The 22,713-nt window shown below is 70.8% G+C and carries 13 protein-coding genes and 3 pseudogenes; 10 read left to right on the top strand and 6 right to left on the bottom strand.

Annotated features, from left to right (window positions below):
- Window positions 1-96: 96 nt before the first annotated feature.
- Complete coding sequence (locus tag AB0F15_RS16990) at window positions 97-579, bottom strand: Gfo/Idh/MocA family oxidoreductase (protein WP_360270860.1); 483 nt, start codon at window positions 577-579, stop codon at window positions 97-99.
- Between the two features lie 141 nt (window positions 580-720).
- Window positions 721-1,428 carry an SDR family oxidoreductase gene (locus tag AB0F15_RS16985; protein WP_360270858.1) on the bottom strand — a complete coding sequence of 236 codons (708 nt, stop codon included), beginning with the start codon at window positions 1,426-1,428 and terminating at the stop codon, window positions 721-723.
- Between the two features lie 73 nt (window positions 1,429-1,501).
- Here AB0F15_RS16985 and AB0F15_RS16980 point away from each other — a divergent pair, with 73 nt between their 5' ends.
- Window positions 1,502-2,230 carry a sugar isomerase domain-containing protein gene (locus tag AB0F15_RS16980; protein ID WP_360270856.1) on the top strand — a complete coding sequence of 243 codons (729 nt, stop codon included), beginning with the start codon at window positions 1,502-1,504 and terminating at the stop codon, window positions 2,228-2,230.
- A gap of 67 nt (window positions 2,231-2,297) precedes the next feature.
- Here AB0F15_RS16980 and AB0F15_RS16975 read toward each other — a convergent pair whose 3' ends face one another.
- Together AB0F15_RS16975 and AB0F15_RS16970 are read right to left on the bottom strand one after the other, a co-directional pair.
- Window positions 2,298-3,161, bottom strand: a complete 864-nt coding sequence (locus AB0F15_RS16975; RefSeq protein WP_360270854.1) for a LysR family transcriptional regulator — start codon at window positions 3,159-3,161, stop codon at window positions 2,298-2,300.
- A complete protein-coding gene (locus tag AB0F15_RS16970; protein WP_360270852.1) occupies window positions 3,148-3,300 on the bottom strand; it encodes a hypothetical protein in 153 nt (50 codons plus the stop codon). Before AB0F15_RS16970 ends, AB0F15_RS16975 begins: the two co-directional genes overlap by 14 nt.
- A gap of 49 nt (window positions 3,301-3,349) precedes the next feature.
- On the opposite strand from AB0F15_RS16970, the gene AB0F15_RS16965 reads away from it, so the two are divergent.
- The 9 genes and pseudogenes from AB0F15_RS16965 (at window position 3,350) to AB0F15_RS16925 (ending at window position 21,304) form a co-directional block, all read left to right on the top strand.
- Window positions 3,350-3,679 carry an isocitrate/isopropylmalate family dehydrogenase gene (locus tag AB0F15_RS16965; protein ID WP_360270850.1) on the top strand — a complete coding sequence of 110 codons (330 nt, stop codon included), beginning with the start codon at window positions 3,350-3,352 and terminating at the stop codon, window positions 3,677-3,679.
- Between the two features lie 158 nt (window positions 3,680-3,837).
- On the top strand, window positions 3,838-8,772 hold the full coding sequence (locus tag AB0F15_RS16960) for an RHS repeat-associated core domain-containing protein (RefSeq protein ID WP_360270848.1): 4,935 nt from the start codon (window positions 3,838-3,840) through the stop codon (window positions 8,770-8,772).
- A 45-nt stretch (window positions 8,773-8,817) separates the two neighbouring features.
- Window positions 8,818-9,614, top strand: a pseudogene (locus tag AB0F15_RS16955) (amidohydrolase family protein).
- Between the two features lie 494 nt (window positions 9,615-10,108).
- Entirely contained in the window at window positions 10,109-11,140 is a 1,032-nt protein-coding gene (locus AB0F15_RS16950; protein ID WP_360270846.1) for a DUF1702 family protein, read from the top strand.
- Window positions 11,137-13,077, top strand: coding sequence for a CRTAC1 family protein (locus AB0F15_RS16945; RefSeq protein ID WP_360270844.1), 1,941 nt, complete (start codon window positions 11,137-11,139; stop codon window positions 13,075-13,077). Before AB0F15_RS16950 ends, AB0F15_RS16945 begins: the two co-directional genes overlap by 4 nt.
- Window positions 13,074-14,069, top strand: coding sequence for an enediyne biosynthesis protein UnbU (locus AB0F15_RS16940; RefSeq protein WP_360270842.1), 996 nt, complete (start codon window positions 13,074-13,076; stop codon window positions 14,067-14,069). The genes AB0F15_RS16945 and AB0F15_RS16940 overlap by 4 nt, the downstream gene beginning before the upstream one ends.
- Window positions 14,066-19,759, top strand: coding sequence for a type I polyketide synthase (locus AB0F15_RS16935; protein ID WP_360270840.1), 5,694 nt, complete (start codon window positions 14,066-14,068; stop codon window positions 19,757-19,759). Before AB0F15_RS16940 ends, AB0F15_RS16935 begins: the two co-directional genes overlap by 4 nt.
- On the top strand, window positions 19,752-20,195 hold the full coding sequence (locus tag AB0F15_RS16930) for an acyl-CoA thioesterase (RefSeq protein ID WP_360270838.1): 444 nt from the start codon (window positions 19,752-19,754) through the stop codon (window positions 20,193-20,195). Before AB0F15_RS16935 ends, AB0F15_RS16930 begins: the two co-directional genes overlap by 8 nt.
- A gap of 44 nt (window positions 20,196-20,239) precedes the next feature.
- Window positions 20,240-21,304, top strand: a complete 1,065-nt coding sequence (locus AB0F15_RS16925) for a cobalamin-independent methionine synthase II family protein (protein ID WP_360270836.1) — start codon at window positions 20,240-20,242, stop codon at window positions 21,302-21,304.
- Between the two features lie 104 nt (window positions 21,305-21,408).
- Here AB0F15_RS16925 and AB0F15_RS16920 read toward each other — a convergent pair.
- Both AB0F15_RS16920 and AB0F15_RS16915 read right to left on the bottom strand, forming a co-directional pair.
- A pseudogene (locus AB0F15_RS16920) lies at window positions 21,409-21,852 on the bottom strand (SIMPL domain-containing protein); the annotation flags it as partial.
- A gap of 28 nt (window positions 21,853-21,880) precedes the next feature.
- Window positions 21,881-22,171 (bottom strand): annotated as a pseudogene (locus AB0F15_RS16915) (SIMPL domain-containing protein); the annotation flags it as partial.
- Window positions 22,172-22,713 lie beyond the last annotated feature (542 nt).

Genomic DNA, 22,713 nt, shown 5'->3' with positions numbered 1-22,713 from the left:
CCGGGGCGGGGCCGCCGTCGCCCGCGGTGAGGTGGGGGTTGGGCAGTACCGGTGCCGCGAACGCGGTGAGCGTGTCGACGGGGCCGAGGATCGCGGTCAGCCAGGTGAGGGCGTACCCCGCGTGCTCGACGGTGCATCCCGTGCGGAACTCGTCGAGGTGGGGCCAGGGGGCCCCGAGGTGCTGACCCAGGTGTGGAAGGGCATGCGCTGGATCGGCCCGTCGTCCAGCTCGGCGTAGGCGAGACGCGGTACGCCGATGGCGCCCTCGCGGACGGCACGCCAGGCGGTCTGGGCGGCTTCCCCGAGCAGGCTGCTCGGCGCACTGCCCAGTGCGAGCCGCCGAGCCGCGGCCAGCTCGACGAGCTCCTGCGCCTCGGCCAGGCCCAGCGCGAGCGGTTTCTCGACGAACACGTGCTTCCCGGCGGTGAAGGCGGCACGGTTCACCTCGAAGTGGCTGCCGGGGTTGGTCAGCTTCACCACCACCTCGACCCGTCGGTCCGCCAGCAGCTCCGCCAGCGTCCGGTACGCGGCGACGCCGTGGTGCTCGCTGAACGCCCGCTGCCGAACCACCTGCACCACCAACTGACCACCCGGTCACGTCGCTGGTTGCCGCGGCAACGTCCCCGGCGACCAGCGACCAGGCCGTGTGGCCGGATGCCACCGGCGCGACAGCGATTTCTTCCGACCGGCGAGGCAGGGTGCCCGGCACGTCAGCCCGGTTCAGCGGTACGGGTCCTGGCCGGCCGGGCGGACGAGGATCTCGTTGACGTCCACTGTGGCCGGTTGGGAGACCGCGTAGAGCACGGCCCGGGCGATGTCGGCGGGGTCGAGTTTGGGGTCATGGGAGCGTTCGGGCGGAATGCCGCCGGTGTCCACGAGGCCGGGCTGGATCAGGGTGACCCGGACGCCGGTGCCGGCGCATTCGGCGCGGATGTTCTGGGCCAGGCCGGTGACGGCCCACTTCGTGGCCGAGTACAGGTTGCCCGGCCGCACCCCGCGGCCCGCGGCCGAGCCGGTCAGGACCAGGTGGCCGCCGGATTCGACCAGCGCCGGGAGCGTGGCGCGGGCGGTCAACGCGGGCCCGTAGACGTTGGCGAGCACCATGTCCCGCCACTGCTCCGGCGGCGCGCCGTGGTGGCCGAGGAACGAGGTGACCACGCTAGTGCCGGCGTTGGCGAAGACGACGTCCAGCCGCCCCCACGTGTCCCGGACCCGGGTGACGAGCCCGCTGAGCTGGGTCCAGTCGGTGACGTCGCAGGAGGCCGGCCAGACCCGGCCGGGGTCGCCCAGCTGCGAGGCGAGGGCGCTCAGGCGGGTCTGGTCGCGGGCGAGGAGGACCAGGCGGTAGCCGGCTTCGGCGGCGAGCCGGGCGGTGGCGGCGCCGATGCCGCGGGAGGCGCCGGTGATGAGGAACACGGGATCGTTCACAGAGGACAGGCTAGCCAACGCGGCGCCAATGGTCTAGACCATAGGGGTAGCTGTCACCCAGTCAGGAGCACCCGTGGACTTTCTCACCGACTTCGGCGCCGCGACCCGCGAGCACCTCCGCCTGATCGAGGACCGCAACGCCCCCACGCTCGACGCGGTGGCCGGCCGGCTCCTCGACGTCGTCCGCGCCGGACGGCTGGTGCACACCGCGGCCGCGGGCCACAGCCTCGCCGCGGTGCTGGAGACGTTCTACCGCGCCGGCGGCCTGGCCTGCGTGCGCCCGCTGTTCCACCCGGGCTTGCTGCCCCTGCACGGCGCCCAGGCCAGCACCCAGCTGGAACGAGTTCCCGGTCTGGCCGCGACGCTGGTCGCGCAGGCCCAGGTCCGGCCCGGTGACGTCGGGGTGATCTTCTCCAATTCGGGCGTCAACGCCTTCCCGGTCGAGGTCGCCCGCGAACTCAAGGAACGGGGCGCTTACGTCGTCACGTTCGCCTCCCGGCCGCACATGGACGCCGCCCCGATGCGCTCCTTCGCCAAGCTCGGCGAGCTGGCCGACGCCGTGCTGGACACCGCGATCCCGCCCGGCGACGCCGTGGTCCCCACGCCCAGCGGAACCACCGGGGCGCTGTCCACCCTCTGCTCCACCTACCTGTGGAACCTCCTGCTCGTCCGCCTGGCCGCACTGGCTGCTGCTGCCGCCGACGTCGCCATCCCGCTCTGGCAGAGCTCGAACCTGCCGGGCGGCGACAGCGCCAACGAGCGGTACCTCGACCACTACCGGGCCCACGTGCCGATGCTCTAGACCGCATGCACGACGAGCCGCCCAACACGGTGCCGGTGCCGGGCGGCCTTTCCCGTCGGGAGAAAGGTCACCTCTCCCGACGGGAAAGGCCGAGCCCGGCGATCCGGTCGGGCAGCCGCGCGGCGAGGTACTTGATCAGCTTGCTGATCCGGCGGGGTACGTGGACGTCGTCGGAGCGGAGTGCGTAGATGTCGGCGGGTGGTGTCGGCACGTCGGGCAGGACGCGCACCAGGGCGCCGCTTTCGAGGTGCGCTCGGATCTGCCACTCCGAGCGCATGATGACCCCGTACCCCTGCAGCGCCCAGCCGGTCACCACGTCCCCGTCGTTGCTCGACAAGCGGCCGCGCACGCGCACCTGACGCGGATTGCGGGCGTCTCCGAAGCGCCACAGGGCGAAGTCCCCGTCGTTCTCGCGGAGCACGATGCAGTCGTGGCCGGCCAGGTCCTCGATCCGCTCGGGCATCCCTCGTTGCTCCACATAGGACGGCGCGGCGCACGGCACCCGGCGGTTCTTCGCCAGCCGGCGCATCCGGAGCGAGGAGTCCGGCGGGGTTCCGACGTGGACGGCCAGGTCGAACTCGTGCCGGTGCGGGCGCAGGGGGAGGGCGGACGTGCGGAGCTGGACGCTCACCTCGGGCTGCGCGGCGGTGAACTCCCCGAGCAGCGGGGCGACGTGCGCGCGGCCGAGGCCGAGGGTGGCCTGGACCAGGATGGATCCGCGCAGGTCGCCGGCGCGGTGGGTGACGACGTCCTCGAGTTCGCGGACCTGGTCGAGGATCGTCTCCAGGCGCGCGGCGAACAGCTCACCCTCGGAGGTCAGCACGAGCCGGCGGGTGCCGCGGTGCACCAGGCGGGCGTCGAGCCGGCGTTCCAGCGAGCTGAAGCGCTTGCTGACGACCGGGAGCGAGCACTCCAGCTCACGCGAGCTCACGCGCGGCCGCCGTCAGCGTCTCGCTGGCCGCGACGACGTGGAAGAAGCGGAGGTCGTCGATCGAGGTGGTCATCGCGGTTCGTCCCTTTCCATGAGCGAAAGGATAGGTTGCCTCGGCCGCTCTTGTCGTGGCGTGCACGGCCGATCAGGGTGGAAGCGCGTGCCCACCCGATCGACAGGAGCGTCTCGTGTCCCAGCGTTACCGCATCGCGGTCATCCCCGGCGACGGCATCGGCCGCGAGGTCGTCCCGGAAGGGCTGCGGTGCCTGCACGCCGCCGCCGAGGCGCACGGGTTCGAGCTCGAGGTCGCCGAATTCGGGTTCGCCTGCGCCGAGTACTGGGTGCGGCACGGCGAGATGCTGCCGCCGGACTGGCGGGACGTGCTCGGCGGCTTCGACGCGATCTTCTTCGGCGCGGTCGGGTGGCTGCGGATCTTCCCCGCGACCGCCGTCCACTCGCAAGGCGCGCCCGGCCGTCGAAGGTTCACTGCGCCCTGGGTCGTGCGCCGGCTCGCCTGAGCACCAGAACGTGGCGGTGAACAGCTGGGCCGGCACGCTGCAGCCGGTGCCTCGTCCCGGGGATGATCGGGCAGATCCGAGGGGTGGCCGGGCAGCCGTGTCTCGGTCCCGGCCCGGCCGTCCGGCACGACCGATATCATCGCGGATTCGTTGGGATCGTGCAGAGGGGGAGCGTCATCAGCAATCCGTTGGTCGCGCCGACACAGGACTCGACAAAGGCGTATTCGGGCATTTCGCTGTTGGAGTCGGCCAACGACCTGAAGTCGGCGATCGAGAGCGGTGACTGGGCGTCCGTCGCGATGGGGGCGGTCGGGACCGCGCTGGACGCGTTGTCGATGGCGATGGACCCCTTCGGGGCGATCCTCGCGGCCGGGGTCGGGTGGCTGATGGAGCACGTCGGCCCCTTGAAGGAGGCCTTGAACGGGCTGACCGGCAACGCCGACGAGATCGCCGCGCAATCCGAAACCTGGAAGAACATCGCCACCGAGCTGGGCAGTATAGGCGAGGACCTGACCGGCATGGTCAAGGCCGACACCGTGTCCTGGACCGGGAACGCCGCCGACACCTACCGCCAGCGCGCCCAGGACACCGTGACGCTGCTGGAGACCGCGCAGAAGGGCTGCGAAGGCGCCTCGAGCGGGGTGAAGACCGCCGGCGAGGTGGTCGCGGCGGTGCGGGCGCTGGTGCGCGACATCATCGCCGAGCTGGTCGGGCACTTGATCAGCTGGGCGTTGCAGGTGGTGTTCACCCTGGGGATCGGGTTGACCTGGGTGGTGCCGCAGGTGATCGGTGCGGTGGCGAAGGTGGCGTCGAAGATCGCGGATCTGGTGAAGCGGCTGGTGACGGCGTTGAAGGCGCTGGTTCCGCTGCTGAAGCGGGCGGGCGATCTGTTCGGTGACGCGGCGAAGGCGCTGAAGAACATCAAGCCGGGCAAGGCTGCGCCGCCGCCGAAGCACGCCGACATCAACGGGAGTCCGAAGGGGTTGGACGGCCCGAAGGGCAAGGGCGGACCGGACGCACCCCCACCCAAGACCGACCCGCCCCCGAAAGGCGACACCACGACGCCGTCGGGCGCGAAGGGTGACGGCACGACGACCTCCGGCGCGAAGACCGATCCGCCGCCGAAGACCGACCCGCCGCCGGCGTCGAAGGGCCCCGACGACAATCCGAGGAGCCCGGACACCACCCCGGACGGCGGTTCGACCACCCCGTCGGGCGCGCCGAAGAGCCCGCCCAAAGACGGCGGCGGCACCCCCAGGGGCGGCCCGGACCCGGCCAAGACCAAGGGACCCGACGAAAAGGTCTGCGAGTTCGACCCGATCGACATCGCGACCGGCGACGTCCTGCTCACCGAGGTCGACCTCGTCGTCCCCGGTGAGCTCGGCGAGCTGATCACCCGCAACCACGTCTCCTCCTACCGCGACGGCCGGTGGTTCGGCCGGTCGTGGGCGTCGCTGCTGGACGAGCGGCTGACCCTGACCGGCGGTGAACTCCGGTACCACTCGGCCGACGCGATGGTGCTGACCTTCGCCGTGCCGCTCCCGGGCACGGCGGTGACGGCGCAGCACGGGCCGCTGCGCCGGCTGCACACGGACGGGGACGACTACGTGGTCACCGACCCCGGCCGCGGGCTCGCCCGGCGATTCGTGCCCGCTCCCGGCGTCCGCGACGAGTGGCTGCTGCGTGAGGTCCGCGCCGACGACGGCGAGTTCGTCCAGCTCCAGCACGACCTCACGGGCGCGCCCTCGGTGCTCACCCACTCCGCCGGCGCCCGCATCGCGTTCGAGACCGCCGCGGGCCGGGTGCGGGCCGTCCGCGCGGTCGCGCCCGCGGGCGATGTCCTGGTCGCCCGCTACGACTACGACACCGAGGGCCACCTCGCGCGCCGCGCGAACTCCACGCCGCGCCCGGCGCTGTACGAACACGACGCCGACGGCCGGATCACCGGCTGGACCGATCACAACGGCGCCTGGTACCGCTACGTCTACGACGACGCGGGCCGCTGCGTGCGCACCGTCGGCGACCAGGGTTACCTCGACGGTTCGCTGAGCTACGCCGACGGCCGCACGACCACCACCGATTCCCTCGGGCACCGGAAGGTCTTCGAGTTCGACGCGGCCGGCAACGTCGTCGCCGAGACGGACAAGCTGGGCGGGGTCACCCGCAGCGAATGGGGCCCGCACAACCTCCTGCTGGCCCGCACCGACCCGCTGGGCCGGCGCACGGAGTTCGACCACGACACCGAGGGGATCCTCCGCGCGGTGACCCGCCCGGACGGCACGCGAGCCGTGCTGACCGAGCGCTCCGAATCGACGCTCGAGATCGAGGTGACAGACGGCGGCCGCACGTTCCGGCGCCGGTACGCCGCGCCCGCCCTGCCCGACCCCTACACCGAGCCGCTGGGAGTGGCCGACGACGAAGACGCGCCCGCCGGAGACACCGAAGACACCGCAGCCGCGTCGGCGGCCGATCCGGACCTGTTCGGCCGGCCGCGGACCATCCGGAAGCCGGGCGGCCGGACCGCCGTGAGCTGGACGGTCGAAGGTGACCTGCAGGCCACCGTCGCCGCCGACGGCGCCCGGCAGCGGTGGACCTACGACGGCGAGGGCGGGGAGACGTCGCACACCGACGCGCTCAACCGCGTCACCCGTACCGAGCGGGGGCCGCTCGGGATCGTCACCGCCGTGACCGATCCCGCGGGCGCCCGCACCACCCGCCGCTCGAACCCCGAACTGCGGCCGGTCGCCGTCACCAACCCGGCCGGGCAGACGTGGACCTTCGGCTACGACGCCGAGGGCAGGCTGCTGACGCAGACCGACTTCGCCGGCCGGGTCACCCAGTGCGTGTACGACGCGGCCGGGCAGCTGGTCCGCCTGGTGAACGCGGCGGGGGAGACCGTCGAGTACCACCACGACCCGCTCGGCAACGTGATCGAGCGCGTCAGCGCGGCGGGGACCGACAGGTACCGCTACGACCCGGTGGGCCGCCTGGTCGCCGCCACCGGGCCGGACACGGCGATCGAACTCGAGCGGGACGCGGACGGCCGGGTCGTCCGGCAGACCACCGCCAGGCGCACCACGACCTTCGCCTACCCGGACGGGTCGTCCGCCGGCCGGCGCACCCCGTCCGGCGTGGACGTGCACTGGAGCCGCACCGAGGATCGGGCGGACATCCTCGCCGTCGCCGGGGCCACGCTGATCCTGCACCGTGACGACGCGGGCCGTCCCGTCGCGGTCGACGCCGGGCCCGACCGGCTGCTGAGGCAGGAGTTCGACGGCGTCGGGCGCCTTGCCGCGCAACACATCCCCGGTGGCGTGCGGCGCTACCACCGGCGTCCGGACGGCAGCTTGGCCGCTCGCGAAGACCCGGTCGGTGGCGTGCGCTACGACTACGACGCGGTCGGCCGGGTCACCGCCGCGGTCACGCCGACGCTGGCCGAACGGTACGCCTACGACGTCCTCGGCAACCTCGTCGAATCCTCCCCCGGAACCGGCCTCGAAGCCGGGCCGCGGCGCTACGCCGACACCGGCCTGGCCGCGGCCGGCCGGGTCCGCTACGTCCACGACGCACAGGGCCGGCTGGTCCGGCGGACCGTCGCCGACCCCGGCAGCCCCGAGCTGACCTGGACGTTCACCTGGAACGCGCACGACCACCTGACCGGCGTGCGCACGCCGGACGGGACGTCGTGGCGCTACCGCTACGACGCCCTCGACCGCCGCGTCGCCAAGCAGCGCCTGGACGCGGCCGGCGGCGTCGCCGAACAGGTCGAGTTCGTCTGGGACGGCAACACGCTGATCGAGGCCCTGCACACCGTCGGCGGTGTGGCGGTCGAGACGCTGACCTGGATCCACCACCCCGACGGCGGTCGCCCGGTCGCCCAGGCCGTCACCAGCCCGGACGGCACGAAGCGGCTGTCGGTCTTCGTCACCGACGACGTCGGCACGCCGCTCGAGCTGGTCGGTGTCGACGACCGTGTGGTGCAGCCGGTCCGCCTCAGCCTGTGGGGCCTGACGCCGCCCGGCGAACCGGCGACGCCGCTGCGGTTCCCCGGCCAGTACCACGACCGCGAAACCGGTCTGTACTACAACGTCTTCCGCTACTACGACCCGGCGAACGCGCGCTACATCTCGCCGGATCCGCTCGGCTTGGAACCCGCGCCGAACCCGATGACCTACGTGGGCGACCCGCTGCTGCAGGCCGACCCGCTCGGCCTCACCGCCGGTGGCGGGTTCGGGGACGACCCCGGCGACCAGCGCCGGTTCTCCGGCCGCAAGTTCGCCGGCAAGTGCAAGGACGCCGTGAAGAAGGCCGTCCAGCCGTTTTCGCCGTACCCGAAGACGAAACCCAAGAAGGGCACGGCTTCCGGCAGCACGTCGTCGAGTACGCCGGGTCCGTCGGCACCGCCCCGCGGTCCGAAGGACCCGGCCAGCGGGCGGACCACGTCACAGGGCGGCGGCACGAGCTCGGGTACCCAGACCCTGGACGGCAGCCCGCGGCCGGGTGGTTCGAAGCCGCAGCCGGGTGAGCTCACCGACGTCAAGAACCTCGAAGACACGCCGCACGCCAATTACAGCAACGAGCTCAAGAACGAGCTCGCCAACGTCAAGGGCTACGACCCCAACGGCAGCAACCGGTGGATCCGCGGGCACCTGCAGAACGACAACCTCGGTGGCCCGGGCGTTTCGGAGAACATGACGCCGCTGACGTCGACGGCGAACAAGAACATGTCGGGCACCTTCGAAGGACCGTTGAAGAACGCCAACGTGCGTCTCGACCAGCTGAAGTCCAGCATGCCGAACGACGCGGCGCTCAACCGCGCCGGCTTCGACCCGAGCCAGTACAACAAGGTGCGGCAGGACATCCAGAACCTGCACGTCGAGTACTCGGTGGAGGCGAGCCCGAACGTCAAGTTCCCCAATTCGCCCAACCCGTTCGAACGGTCCATCCGCGACCACGTCGTGCTCAACGCCGAGTACAAGGGGCTGACCCCGGAACTGCAGCAGTACATCGCCTTCGCGAAGGAGAAGAACTTCCTGCCGGGGTTCCCGCCGGTGGGCACGAAGATGGACACGTTGACGGGGGCCATGAGCTGAGCCGGGCTCGGTAAGGCCACCCGGCGCCGACCCGTACCAGCGTGAATGGCTCTGGCACCGGCTCTGGGAGCTGGATCGCGTCGAGGAAATGCCGCTGTACGTCCTGGGCCTGGTCGACGTGGCGCTGTGGGACCTGGCGGCCAAGGTCGTGGCCCAGCCGGTGTGGCAGCTGCCGGGTGGCTACCGGACGGAGATCCCGGCCAGGCTTCGACCGTCACGTTCGGGACGGTCGAAGACTTCCTCGACCTGGCTGCGGACAGCGGGGGACTGGTGGCGGGCGTCGTGGGCTGGGTCGACCTCGCCGGACCGGACGTGCCCGGCAGGCTCGCCGCCCTCCGCCAGGCGTGCGGCGGCGCGCACCTGTGCGGGGTGCGGCACGCCGTCCGGGCCGAGCCGGACCCGGACTGGCTGGACCGGCCCGCCGTCCGGCCCGGCATCGCCGAGACCGGCCGCGCCGGGCTGGCCTACGACCTGCTCGTGAAGCCGCCACAGTGGGGCGCGGCCCCGCGGCCGGCCCGTGACTGTCCGAAGTGGACATGGTCGTCGACCACGCGGGCACCCCGCCGATCGGCGGCGAACTCGGGCCGTGGAAGCGCCGGCCGGCGGCGCTCGCCAAGCTGCCCAACGTGGGCGTCAAGCTTTCCGGCCTGCTCGGGCTCGGCCCGGTCGACCGGGTGCTCCCGGTCCCGCCCCGGCTGGCTGGCGAACGCTGTTTGTCCCGCGTCGGCACCCGAAGAATCGAGCGGATACCGCACATCACGGGAATCGTCCAGCTCCGTGACCCGACCGCCGGACGCGTCTGTTTCGGCTCGCGGAAGAAGGCCGGCAAGGCCGTCATGTAAGCGATGCGCGGCATGATTGCGGACCGGAAGTCGGCAACCACCAGCACGAACTCGCGGCCGTCGGCATTGCCGGACGGGTGGTTTCGGTCCGGGTCACATCATTGGGTGAAGCTGTGATGATCACCAGGCGTGGTCCCGTCGCCTGTAGTTGACTGTGCCCGTTGATGCAGTTGGTTCCGATGTGGTACTGCGAAGGAGGGGCCGGAGCAGGCACCTGTGTGCGGTCGAGTTTCCTGCCTTATCAACTGTGGTGAACGGGTGGACGACGAGAAATGGAATTCGCCAGAGATGCGGGCCGCACGCGTGGTGTAACTGTCCGGCCGTGTGGGCCTGAACCGGCTTCCGCTGTTTCCACCAATACTTTCGGTCGATCCGGATTCTTCCGCTGCTCAGGGCGCCTCGATCGCCCAGGCTGAGTAATGCCGTTCCTCCTGTGATCGCCGGTCCGGTGCGGGCCGACCTCTGCCATTTCCGCTGCGAGCAATGGAACGCCAATGCCAGCAAGCTTGACTGTGGGTGCCCGGAATACCCGTGCCGGAACCGAAGACCGAGCACAAACAGCCGGTACCGTCCGGCGTGCCCTGGCGAGGACCCTTCGCCAGGACCTCGGCCAGGTCGACTTCGGACTGCGCCGGTTCCGGCTGAGGAACGGTCCGGCCCGCGAGGTGCTCGAGCACTCGGGGCAGGCCTTCCTGGAAGGCTTCAACGCCGCGCTCGCCCGTCCCGTCGGCGATCGCCTGGCCGACGCGATCGATGACGTCGGCCGGGAATTCCGGGGGTTCGCCTACGAAGGCGCGGGCATGGCCTGCGGACTGCTGGACCTGCTGGGGTGGACGGGTGGCCGCAATGTGCGCGCACTGCTGGCGGGCCCGGCGACCCTCTACCCGCACCTGGTGCACGTCGGGGTGGGCTGGGCCTACGCCCGGCTGAGATTGCGTCCCGACTGGGGCAAGCCCCTGCTGCGTGATCCGATGCTGAAATGGCTTGCCTGGGACGGCTTCGGTTTCCACCAGGGCTTTTTCCACTCCGACCGGGTGGTCGGCGGCCAAGGTGTCGAACTCGGACTGACCGCCAACCAGCGGTCCATCCGCGACCAAGGGCTCGGCCGGTCACTGTGGTTCCACGAGTGCGCCGACCCCGAAGGCATCGCGCTGCGGATCGGGGAGTTCCAGACCCGGCGCCGGTGCGATCTGTGGAGCGGGATCGGTCTCGCCGCCACCTACGCAGGTGGTGCGCAACAGTCCGAATTGGAATCGCTGCGCACGCTGTCGGGCGAGTACCAGGCCGATCTCGCGCAGGGTTGCTCGTTCGCCTGCGAAGCCCGACGGACTTCGGGAATCGTGCCCGGCCACACCGAGATCGCCGCGGCGGTCCTGGCCGGCGCCTCGGCCGAACTGGCGGGTTCCTGGGCCAGGATGGCGCTCACCACACCCGGGTCCATCGCCGTGACCGTCGAGCACTACCAGCAATGGCGAGCCGGTATCAGGCAACAGTGGTCCAGTCACAGGGAAAGGTCCCAGCAATGAGCCGCACCTCCGCAGCTTTCCGCGGAATCCTGCCGAAAATCGCCGCGGTGGGGTGTTGCCTCCTGGTGTGGGGCCTGACCCAGCCGGTCTCGTCGTCCGCGGTCGCGCGGACCGGGCTCGCGGCACAGTTCCGGTTCGACCAGCACCCGGTGAGCCCCGCCGATCGCCCGGACGACCGGCACATCCGCACCACGGCTCCCGCCTACGACAAGATCAGCGGCTGGGTGTCGTCGGTGGGGGCGGGCGTCGGCCTGTTCGCCGCCGACGGTGGCTCGCTCTCCCACGACATCTGCTTGGTGGATCCGCGAACCGACACCGTGACAGTCCGGCCGGCCCCCACCACCGGCGCCCGGTACCAGCCGTTCACGCTCACCCCGGCCGGGCTGCCCTACGCCTCCTCCGTCGCGCCGATGGGGTGTCTGCCCGTCGACCTCAACGAGGACGGCTGGCAGGACGTTGTCGTCTACTACTGGGGCCGCTCCCCGGTGGAGTTCCTGCGCAGTCCCGGAGGCCCCCCGTCCGCGTCGGCGTTCCGCCCCCGGGAGCTGGTCACGCCACCGCAGGTGTGGAACACCAATGCCTCGACGGTGGCCGACTTCGACGGTGACGGCCACCTCGACCTGTTCTTCGGCAACTACTTCCCCGACGGCGCCCGGGTGCTCGACCCCACAGCGCACCAGCGGGAACTGGTCATGACCGACTCGTTGTCCGCCGGCTACAACGGCGGTTCGCACCACATCTACCGGTTCGGCTCAGCCGGTTCAGGGCCCGAGCCGGACGCGCGGTTCGTCGAGGCCACCGATGCCTTCGCAGTGACCGGGAAAACCGGCTGGACCCTCGCGGCGGGCGCACAGGACCTCGACGGCGACGGGTTCCCCGAACTCTACGTCGCCAACGACTTCGGCCCCGACCAGCTGCTGGTGAACGAGTCGACCCCGGGACACATCCACTTCCGCGAAGCGGGCGGCGTCCGGCATCCGCTCACGCCGAAGTCCAAGGTGGTCGGCAACGACTCCTTCAAGGGCATGGGGGTGGCGTTCACCGACCTCAACCACGACGGTGTCCCCGACATCCTCGTCGACAACATCACCGAGCCGTACGCATTGCAGGAGAGCAACTTCGCGTTCCTCAGCGAGGGCAACCCGGCCGAACTGCACGGCGGTACCGCCCGCTTCGACGATCACAGCGAGGAACTGGGCCTGTCCCGCAGCGGGTGGAGCTGGGACGTCAAGGCGGCCGACTTCGACAACAGCGGTTCGGTGCAGGTGATGCAGGCGACCGGCTTCGTGCGGGGAACCACCAACCGGTGGCCGCAGCTGCAGGAAGCGGCGATGTCCAACGACCTGATCCTGGCGCATCCGTCGCTGTGGCCGCAGATCGGCCCGGGAGACGACCTGTCCGGTCACGACCGCAACACCTTCTTCGTGCGTGACAGCGGTGGACGGTTCACCGACCTCGCGGAGGACATCGGCGTCGGCACCGACGCGGTGAGCCGCAGCTTCGCGGTCGGTGACGTCGACGGCGACGGACGGCTGGACTTCGTGGTCGCCAACCAGTGGACCCAGTCCACCTTCTACGCCAACGCGGCCCCGGCACCGGGCAAGTTCCTCGGGCTGCGCCTGCGCCAGCCCGCGGAAGCCGGCGGCTGCACGGCCGGTGCGAGCGGTCCCACCCGGCCCGCGGTCGGCGCCGCCGCCACCGTGACACTTCCCGACGGCACCAAGGCCACCCAGCAGCTCTATCCCGCCAACGGCCACAACGGCGTCAACGCACCCGACCTCCACTTCGGGCTCGGCCGGACCGACGCCGCCTCGCTGCCGGTCTCGGTCTCCTGGCGAGACGCCTGCGGTGGCGGTCATTCGGCCACGATGACGCTGACGCCGGGATGGCACCAGATTCGCCTCGACTCGGACGGCACGACACGGGAGGAAAAGTGAGCACCCGGCGCCACAAGCCCAAGGACCCACGCAGCGCCGCACTTCGGCGATTCGGGTTGTCGATCACGGTGCTCACCGTCGTCGGCCACACCCTGCTCGGCTTCGAACAGGCCTACCTGACGCCGGTGACGGCGGTACTCGTCGCGTTGAGCACGGAACTGTTCCTCGAGACCCTCGACGCGCTCGCTCAGCGGCGACGCCCCCGTTATCGGGCATCGGCCGGCGAGGTCGTCGACTTCCTGCTGCCCGCCTACATCGGCGGCCTGGCCTGCGCCATGCTGTTGTACGCCAACAGCGAGCTGATGCCCACCGTGCTCGCCGTGGTGATCGCCGTCGCGAGCAAGTACCTCGTCAGGGTCCGCGTCAAGGGCCGGCTGCGCCACGTGCTCAACCCGAGCAACACCGGTATCGTCGCGGTGCTGCTGCTGTTCCCGTGGGTGAGCATCGCCCCGCCCTACCAGTTCACCGAGTGGACCGGTGGATTCGTCGACGGTCTGATCCCGCTGCTGCTGCTCGGCGCGGGCACGATGCTCAACGGGAAGCTGACCAAGAAGCTGCCGCTCATCGCGGGCTGGGTCGGTGGATTCCTCGTGCAGGCGGTGGCCCGGGCGGCAATCACCGATATCTCCTTGGTCAGCGCCCTGCTGCCGGTGACGGGAACGGCGTTCATCCTCTTCACCAACTACATGATCACCGATCCGTCCACGTCGCCGTCGAAGCCGCGGAACCAGGCGTTGTTCGGGCTCGCGACCGCGGCCACCTACGGCTTGCTGGTGCAGTTCCACGTCGTGTTCGGGCTGTTCTTCGCGCTGGTGGGAGTGTGTGCGCTGCGCGGTGCCTTCCTCGCCGTGCAGTCCTGGCTGCCGAAGACCGCGAACGAACCGGTCGCGCTCGCGGTGCCCAGCACCGTGCCCGTCCCGAGCATCCCCGAACAGACGAGTTCCGCGGAGGATGCCGGCCTGGCCGCTTCGGTCGGAAGCGAGCGAGTGTGAACGGGTACCCGGAAAGCGGAACCGCTGGGGGCGGTACGGAGCAGGAACCGGTCGCGGTGGTGGGCATGGCGTGCCGGTACCCGGACGCGGACGACTTGACCCAGCTGTGGCAGCTGGTGCTGGACCAGCGGCAGGCCTTTCGGCGGCTGCCTCCGGAGCGGCTGGATCTCGACGACTACTTCGACCGCGACCGCGCCGCCCCGGACAAGACCTACGGCTCGATGGCGGCGCTGATCGAGGGCTGGACGTTCGACCGTGCGGCCTTCCGCATCCCCGGGCCGTCCTACCGGGCCACCGATCCCGCGCACTGGCTGGCCCTGGAGACGGCCGCCCGTGCCCTTGCGGACGCGGGCTTCCCCGGCGGTGCCGGGCTGGATCGGGACAAGGTCGCCGTCGTCGTGGGCAACAGCCTCACCGGGGACACGACCCGCGCGGCGACCATGCGGCTGCGATGGCCTTATGTGCGCCGGGTGCTCACCTCGGCGATCACCGAATCGGGACTGTCCGAGCAGCAACGCACGGCCCTGCTCGACCGGGCCGAGGAGCACTATCTCGCGCCGTTCCCGCCGGTGGGCGACGAGACACTCGCCGGCGGCCTGGCCAACACGATCGCCGGCCGGATCTGCAACCACTTCGACTTCCACGGCGGTGGCTACACCGTGGACGGCGCCTGCTCGTCCTCGTTGCTGGCCGTCGTCACCGCCTGTCGTTCCCTTCGGGACCGCAGCGCCGACATGGTGATCGCGGGCGGTGTCGACCTCAGCATCGATCCCTTCGAACTGGTCGGCTTCGCCAAGGCCGGAGCGCTGACCGCCGACCGGATGCGGATCTACGACGAGCGGTCCGCCGGGTTCATCCCGGGCGAGGGGTGCGGGGTGGTCGTCCTGATGCGCGCCGCCGACGCCCGCGCGGCGGGCCTGCGGGCCTACTCGGAGATCATCGGCTGGGGGTTGTCCTCCGACGGAAGCGGCGGTATCACCCGGCCCGAGCGGTCGGGTCAGCTGCTGGCCCTCCACCGGGCCTACGAACTGGCCGGGGTGGACCCGGCCGAGGTGCGGCTGATCGAGGGGCACGGGACGGGGACCGCGGTCGGGGACGAGACCGAACTGTCGGCCCTCGCGGAGCTGCGGCGGGGCGCGAGCCACCCGGCGGTGCTCGGGTCGATCAAGGCCAACATCGGGCACACCAAAGCCGCGTCCGGAATGGCCGGCCTGATCAAGACCAGCCTCAGCGTTGCCGCCGGAGTGCTTCCCCCGACGACGGGGTGCGAGCAGCCGCACCCGGTGCTGCGTGCCGCCTCGGACCGGCTGCGGGTGCTGTCCCGGCCCGAACCCTGGCCCGAGGGACCGCGCCTGGCCGGCGTGAGTTCGATGGGCTTCGGTGGCATCAACGCCCACATCGCACTGCGCTCGGCGATTTCGGTGCCGTCGCGGGAGGTGCGAACACCCGCATCCCGACGTCCGACTCCCCGGCACGAGGCGATCATCCTCGCCGCGGACACCGTGGCCGAGCTGCGCTCCACCCTGGACCGGCTTGCCGCGGTGGCGCCGCGCTTCTCCGAAGCGGAGCTGCACGACCTCGCCTGCGAACTCGGTCGCACAGTCCGCACTGCGCCGTGCCGGGCCGCTCTCGTGGCCGCTACGCCCCACCAGCTTGCGGAGCGGGCCGCGCTCGCCTCCGCGCGGCTGGTGGACCTGCCCCGCGGAACGGTGATCGCGGCTGACGGGATCTTCCTCGGGATGGCCGTCGCGGGCAGGGTCACGGTCCTGTTGCCCGGTCAGGGAGCCCCGGTGCGCACGGATCTCGGTGCCTTGGGCGGGCTGACGAATCCGGTCCTGCCGCACCACGATGCGACCGCGTCGGCTGGGGTGGCCAACACCTCCGAAGCACAGCCCGCGATCTACCGCGGCACGATGGCGGCGCTGCACTGGCTGCAGGGGCTGGGCGTCACTCCGCAGGCCGCGATCGGCCACAGCCTCGGCGAGATCGCCGGACTGGTCTGGGCCGGCTGCCTGTCCGAGGACGACGGCGCCCTGCTGGTCAAGGAGCGAGGCCGGGTCATGGGCACGTTCGGCCGATCCGGCACCGGAATGGTCAGTGTCGCCGTCGATGCCGCGGGTGCCGACCGGCTGTGTGCAGGCACCCGATTGGTCATCGCCGGGTACAACGGACCTCGGTCGCACGTCCTGGCCGGACCACTGCCGGAGGTTCACGAGGCTTCGGCTCGGGCGACGAAGCAGGGCATCTCTGCGGTGGTCCTGCCGGTGTCCCACGCCTTCCACTCGGCTGCGATGGCCGGCTGCGTCGACGAGTTCAAGTCCTGCCTGCGCTCCACGGCGTTCCGTCCGCCGGCCGCACGTGTGGTGTCCTCGGTGCGGGGGCGCACGCTCACCGGCCGCGACGACCTCGCCGAGTTGCTCGGCGACCAGCTCACCGCTCCGGTGCGGTTCTGGGACGCGGTCACCGGGATCGCCCCGGACACCGACTTGTTCTGCGAGATGGGCCCGGGGCACTCGCTGTCCGCACTGATCACCGCAGGCTCCTCGAAGGCCGTCGTCGCGGTCGACGTGGGAGCGCGGGAAGACCGGGGCCTGGCGGACACCATGGCGGCCCTGTTCGTCGCGGATGCGCTGCCGGATCCGGCTGTCGCCTTCGCGGACCGGCCGGCGCGTCCGATCGACATCTGGCGCGATCGGGTCTTCCTCGCCAGTCCGTGTTCGACCGCCCCTCCGGCACTTCCGGCGGAGAGCTCGACGGCAGCTCGGATCGTGGCGGTGCCACCGCAGGCCGGCGGTACCGAGGCCAGGACCGTGGCGACCACGGTGCTCGGCCTGGTCGCGGCGGCCAGCGAACTGGACGCGGCGATGATCGATCCCCAGGCTCGGCTGCTCAGCGATCTGCACCTGACCTCCCTGCGGGTCACTCAGCTCGTCGTCGCCGCCGCCGAGTCCACCGGCCGCGAGCACCCGGTCGCGCCGTTGTCGATGGCGGACTCGTCCGTCGCCGAGTTGATCTCGGCGACCGAGGCCCTGCCGCCGGCGGGTGACCGGCCGGCGACCACCGTCGCCTCCGGTCTGGCCCCGTGGATCCACTGTTTCACCGAGCAACCCCAGCGCCGCATCCTCCGCACCGATGACCACCGGGACCGGCACTGGCGGACGCACGTCGCTCCGGGGCATCGGTTGAGCGGCAAGGCCCGCAGCCTGTTCGGCACCAAGGCTGCCGGTCACGGCGCTGGCGACGGCACGGTCGATCTCGTCTACATCCCGGATCCCGCGGCGCCGGACGCCGTGACCACGCTGCTGGCCGCGGCTCGCGCGGCAGTCCGGTCCCGGCGGCTGGTCGCGATCACGCACAGTTCGGCGCTGAGTGGTTTTCTGCGTTCCCTGCGGCAGGAACACCCGGAAGTCGGCGTCACCCTGCTGCGGGTGCCCGCGAACGTCGAAGCACTGCGGGTCGCGGCCAGGCACGCCACGGCCGAACCGGCGAGCTGGCGCGAGCTGGTGCTCGATGAGCAGGGCGCGGTCAGCGAGCCGGTGGATCGGGCGCTGTGGCAGCTGACCGAAGGCGACCTGCCACTGGGACGTCAGGACGTGGTGCTCGTCAGCGGTGGCGGCAAAGGGATCGGATACGAATGCGCGGCCGCGCTGGCACAAGCCAGTGGCGTGTCGCTTGCCCTGCTGGGCCGGTCCAGTCCCGAGCACGACAAGGTTCTTCGGGCGAACCTCGGCCGGTTGCGCGAGGCCGGCGTCCGCGTCGCCTACGAGGTGGCGGACGTCACCGACGCCTCGGCGGTGGCAACAGGCGTACGACGCCTGGCCGCCCACCTCGGGCCGATCACGGGGTTGCTGCACGCCAGCGGGATCAACGAGCCCGCCGCGCTGGCCGGGCTCGACGAGGCACAGGTGCGTGCCCACCTGGCTCCCAAAGTCGGGGGACTGCGCAACCTCCTCGCGGTGCTGGATCAGCGGCGGCTTCGGCTGCTGGTGACCTTCGGCTCGGTGATCGGCCGGTTCGGGCTGGCCGGGGAATGCCACTACGCCCTGGCCAACGGTGCGTTGCGCGGTGAGGCCGAACGCGTCGCCGAGTCCAACCGGGGCTGCCGCGTGCTCAACCTGGACTGGTCGATCTGGTCCGGGGTGGGCATGGGGGAGCAGCTGGGGGTGCTCGATGCGTTGCTGCGCCTCGACGTCACGCCCATCCCCGCGAGCGAAGGGGTCCAGCTGTTCCTCGGTTTGCTGCGGGCACGGGACCTACCGACAACGGTGGCGGTCTACGGCCGGATCGGCGGCCTGACGCACGACACCACGACGCAACCAGTGGGCCGCTTCCTGGACCGGGTGGCGGTGCACCACCCGGGAGTCGAGCTGGTGGCCGACACCGATCTCGACGCCGCCCACGACACCTACCTCGGCGATCACCGCATCGACGGCCTGATCGTCCTGCCCGCCGTGGTCGGCCTGGAGGCGATGGCGCAGGCGGCCACCGCGTTGTCCGGACGCCTGTTGCGGCACGCGGCCGAGGTGTCCGTGAACCGGCCGATCGTGGTGCCCGATCGCGGCACCCGCACTGTCCGGGTCTGTGCGTTGCGCCGGGGAGATGTCATCGACGTCGCGTTGCGCAGCGACGAAAGCGGGTACCAGGTCGACCACGTCCGAGCGGTGTTCCCGCTGGCGCAGCCCAGCGAGACCTTCACCCGGCCCAGCATGCCCGAGGAGGACATCGCGTTGGGCGGGGACGAGCTGTACGGCCCGGTGTACTTCCACACCGGGCGGTTCCGGCTGGTGGAGGAGTTCCGGGCATTGGGCGCCCGGCACTGTCACGTCCGGTTGCGTGCTCCGGACGGGGAACGGGACTATCCCGATGTGGTGGATGCCCCGCTGCTCGGCGAGCTGACCAGCAACGACGCCACCGTGCACGCGCTACAGGCCTGCGTGCCGCATCGGCGATTGCTGCCGTCGGGCTGTGAAAAGGTGACCGTGGTGCCCGGCACCGGTGCCCCGCGGGAGGTGTACGCGATCGAGCGCCATGCGAGCAACGGCGAGTACGTGTGGGATGTCGTGGGACTCGACCGCAACGGCAAACGGGCGATCACCTGGGGAGGACTGCGGCTGCGCGATGCCGGTCCGCTGCTCGACAGCTGTTCGTTGCCGGCGCCACTGCTGGCGGTCTACCTGGAGCGGTCCGCGCTGGTGCTGGGCCTCAACCCCGGCCTGCGCGTGACCATCACCTCCGGTGACCGTTTCGGGGCGGGGAAGTCCGCTGCCGCCGATCGGTTCGGGGATCCGGCCGCCGAGGTCTCCCGCAGCTACCAGGGCGGACTGGTCCTCAGCGTGTGGGCCCGGGGCCGGACCGCCTGCGATTGGGAGGCCGTCGGGCCGCGGTCCGATGACGAGTGGCGCCAGGCGATCGGTGCCCGGTCCGACGCGGTGGTGGACCAGGTGCGGACCGTGCTGGGCGAACCGGTGTCGACGGTCTCGGCCCGGATCCGGACCGCGGTGCAGTGCCTGTCCAAGATCGGGTATCCGCCCAGTGTGACCCCGGTGTTCGCGGGCGCGTACGAAGACGGTTGGGTCGTTTTCCGGGCCGGCGCGGCGAAGATCGCGTCCGGAGTCCTCTCTCCGGCCGGCGCCGCCCCGGTCGCGGTCGCCGTCCTCACCACGGATGCGCAGGCGGACGAGGATGAATAAGACGTACGACTACCGCCACGTGATCACCCTGGAAGAAAGCAATCTCGTCGGCAATGTCTACTTCACCAACTATCTCCGGTGGCAGGGGCATTGCCGGGAAAGGTTCCTCATGGACCATGCGCCCGGCGTGCTGCTCGGGTTGCGCGAGGACCTGGCCCTGGTCACGGTGTCCTGTCACTGCGACTACTTCGCCGAGCTGTTCGCGGCGGAAACCGTCGAATTGCGGATGGCGCTGAGCTGCGCCGAGGGCAACCGGGTGACGATGGCGTTCGACTACTACCGCGTCGGCGATACCGTGTCCCAGCTGGTGGCGAGGGGAAGCCAGGTCGTCGCCTGTATGAGGCGGGATCCAGCGGGGACGCAGCCGGTGCCGGTGCCTGCCGAGCTTCGTGCCGCGTTGGAGCCGTACGCGGTTGATTTCGCCAGTGGAAATTAGAGCATGAATTCCGGCCACAGCCCACCGAAAGGTGTTCATCTGCCATGACCATTCCCACCGAGCCGATCGGCAGTGTCCCCCGGCCGAAGGAGCTCCTCGACGGAATCGCGGATCACCGCGACGGCCGGATCGACCGCACAGCGCTCGACGCTCTCTACGAGACGGCGTTGGCCGACACGATCCGCCGGTTCGAGGACACCGGATCGCCGGTGATCACCGATGGGGAGCAGACCAAGCCCAGCTTCGTGACCTACCCGCTCGCCGGTGCCAACCAGCTCGCGGCCGACGGCGTGACCATTCCGTTCCAGGACGGCCACACCAGGCAGTTGCCCCGGCTGACCGGCGGCCCGTTCCGATACAGCACCTACGCCGCCAGCTACCTCGCCGGCGCCCGGCGGTACACCGACCGGCCGATCAAGCAAGCGGTGATCGCCCCGTCCGCGGTGAGCCTGCTCTACCCCGCCGAGGGAGTGGCGGGCTACTCACGCGAGGCGTTCCTGAACGATGTGGTCAACGAGAGCGTCAGCGACATCCGCAAAGCTCTGGACGGTGGCGCCGCCTCGGTGCAGGTGGACTTCACCGAAGGGCGGCTGTCGCTGAAGCTGGACCCGTCCAAGGGGCTGCTGCGCAGCTTCGTCGATCTGAACAACCGGGTGCTGGAGCAGTTCAGCGATCAGGAGCGGAGCCGGATCGGGGTGCACACCTGCCCTGGCGGGGACCAGGACTCCGCGCACAGCCTGGACGTCGACTACCTGGAGCTGCTGCCGGATCTGTTCCGGCTGGCGGCGGGCTCCTTCTACCTCCAGCTCTCCAGCGAAGCCGGCCGGGAGTCGGTGCTCAAGCTCATCGAGCGGTACCGGCAGGACAGCCAGCGCGTCTTCGTCGGCGTGATCGATCCGATCAATCCCGTGGTGGAGACGCCGGAACAGGTGCGCGACCAGGTGCTCGAGGCCGCGAAGTACATCCCGCTCGACCGGCTGGGCACCTGCGACGACTGCGGCTTCTCCCCGTTCAGCGACGACGTCTCGACCTCACGGGACCTCGCCTTCGCGAAGATCACCGCCCGGGTCGAAGGGACCCGGCTGGCGGAGCAAGCCCTCGGGGTGTGAGGACGCAGGCCGCCCGGCGCGGTCGATCCTGATGGAGGTGCGGGTGAAGGCGGGGGAGCGACACCGTCTTCACCCGCACGTCTGGTGAGCTCTCCGTAGCGTGGCTACGAGGCTCGCGCCGGCGCGGCGGACCGAAGGGCCCAAACGATCTCGACGGTCACCGTCACTTCGATGTCACCGGGCTGGATCGGCGTCGTCGCCGACGTGGGGGAGCCGGCAGCCGCTGGCAGGCCTGGGGGCAGAACCGGCCCGGACGCCGACTGTTCGGTGATCCGCAGCACGTTCCCCAGGGCCGAGCCGGTGAGCGCCGCGTACTGAACGGCCTTCTTCCGGGCATCGGCGACCGCGGCCTCGCGAGCAGCGGCGAGCAGCGCGTCGTTGTCCGACAGCTCGAAGGAGACCCGGTTGATCCGGACCGCGTTCGCGCCGGCCGCGACCGCCGCGTCGAGCACCGCGCCGGCCTTGGTCAGGTCCCGCAGCACCACGTTCAGGCCCAGCACAGCCTGATAGCCGGTGATCGTGTTCGGGTCGGGGGACTGGCTCGTTTGGGGGGTAGAGCGAGAGCCCGGCGGTCTGGACGTCCTTGGCGGCCACGCCTGCCGACGCCAGGGCTTCGGTCACCCGCTCTGCCGCGACCGCGTTTGCTGCCGTCGCGGCAGTGGCGGTCGGTGCGGTGCTCTCCACCGACAGGCTCGCCCGGGCCGTGTCGGCCGTTGCCGTTGCGTTGCCCGTGCCGGTCACCTGGACGCTCGGACGGTCGTCGATCGGGTTGGGAGCGGCGAAGGCCGCCGCAGGTGAGGCGACCAGGGCCAGCGTCGCGATGATTGTCGCGCGGACGGCCCGATGCCGAGGCAAAAGCTGGGTCATGGGTGCTCCCGGGAACGTTTCCTGGTGGAACCGGCTCATCACAGCATGATGGCCGGTGACCCGCCGAAAAACGACCCGATTGGGCGCCGGAGTCGTCGAGGACGCTACCGGATCGGGTCAGGTGTGTACCACTTTGGTGAATTCATGAGGGTGTCGAGAAATGCTCCGGTTCGGGCCGGAAAAGACGCCGTCGACGGTGGGTGCTCTATTGATAATTTGTGGCCTAGACGGACCTGGTGTGGGTTCGTGGCACTTGATATCGAACGAGCTAAAAGATCACCCTAATCGGGTTCACCTCACCGCTCTGCCTGGAATCTTCCGATCCGGAAGCCCACAGTACCAGGTGTCTTCAATGGTATCGCTGACGCCCGGTGTATTAATGCGCCACGGCGCGGCGACTAGAGAGACCGGGAGTATCTGAAGTGTCCAGAATGATACGCGTGATGAGCGTCGTATTGGCTTGGGGTTGTCTGGCGGCCGGGCCGGCAGTCGCCACGGCGTACGGTGCTGAATCTCCTGAGGGCGGTTCGACTCCGCCGGCC

The sequence above is a fragment of the Amycolatopsis sp. NPDC026612 genome (genome assembly GCF_040638285.1).
Lineage (GTDB): Bacteria > Actinomycetota > Actinomycetes > Mycobacteriales > Pseudonocardiaceae > Amycolatopsis.
The sequence above is the reverse complement of the archived record's forward strand: the minus strand, read 5'-3'. Positions and strand labels throughout refer to the sequence as shown.

What these genes read in the sequence shown, in the direction of transcription:
- AB0F15_RS16945 (WP_360270844.1), top strand. Translation starts at nt 11,137, where the DNA reads ATGAGCCGCACCTCCGCAGCTTTCCGCGGAATCCTGCCGAAAATCGCC.
- AB0F15_RS16930 (WP_360270838.1), top strand. Translation starts at nt 19,752, where the DNA reads ATGAATAAGACGTACGACTACCGCCACGTGATCACCCTGGAAGAAAGC.
- AB0F15_RS16950 (WP_360270846.1), top strand. Translation starts at nt 10,109, where the DNA reads ATGCCAGCAAGCTTGACTGTGGGTGCCCGGAATACCCGTGCCGGAACC.
- AB0F15_RS16925 (WP_360270836.1), top strand. Translation starts at nt 20,240, where the DNA reads ATGACCATTCCCACCGAGCCGATCGGCAGTGTCCCCCGGCCGAAGGAG.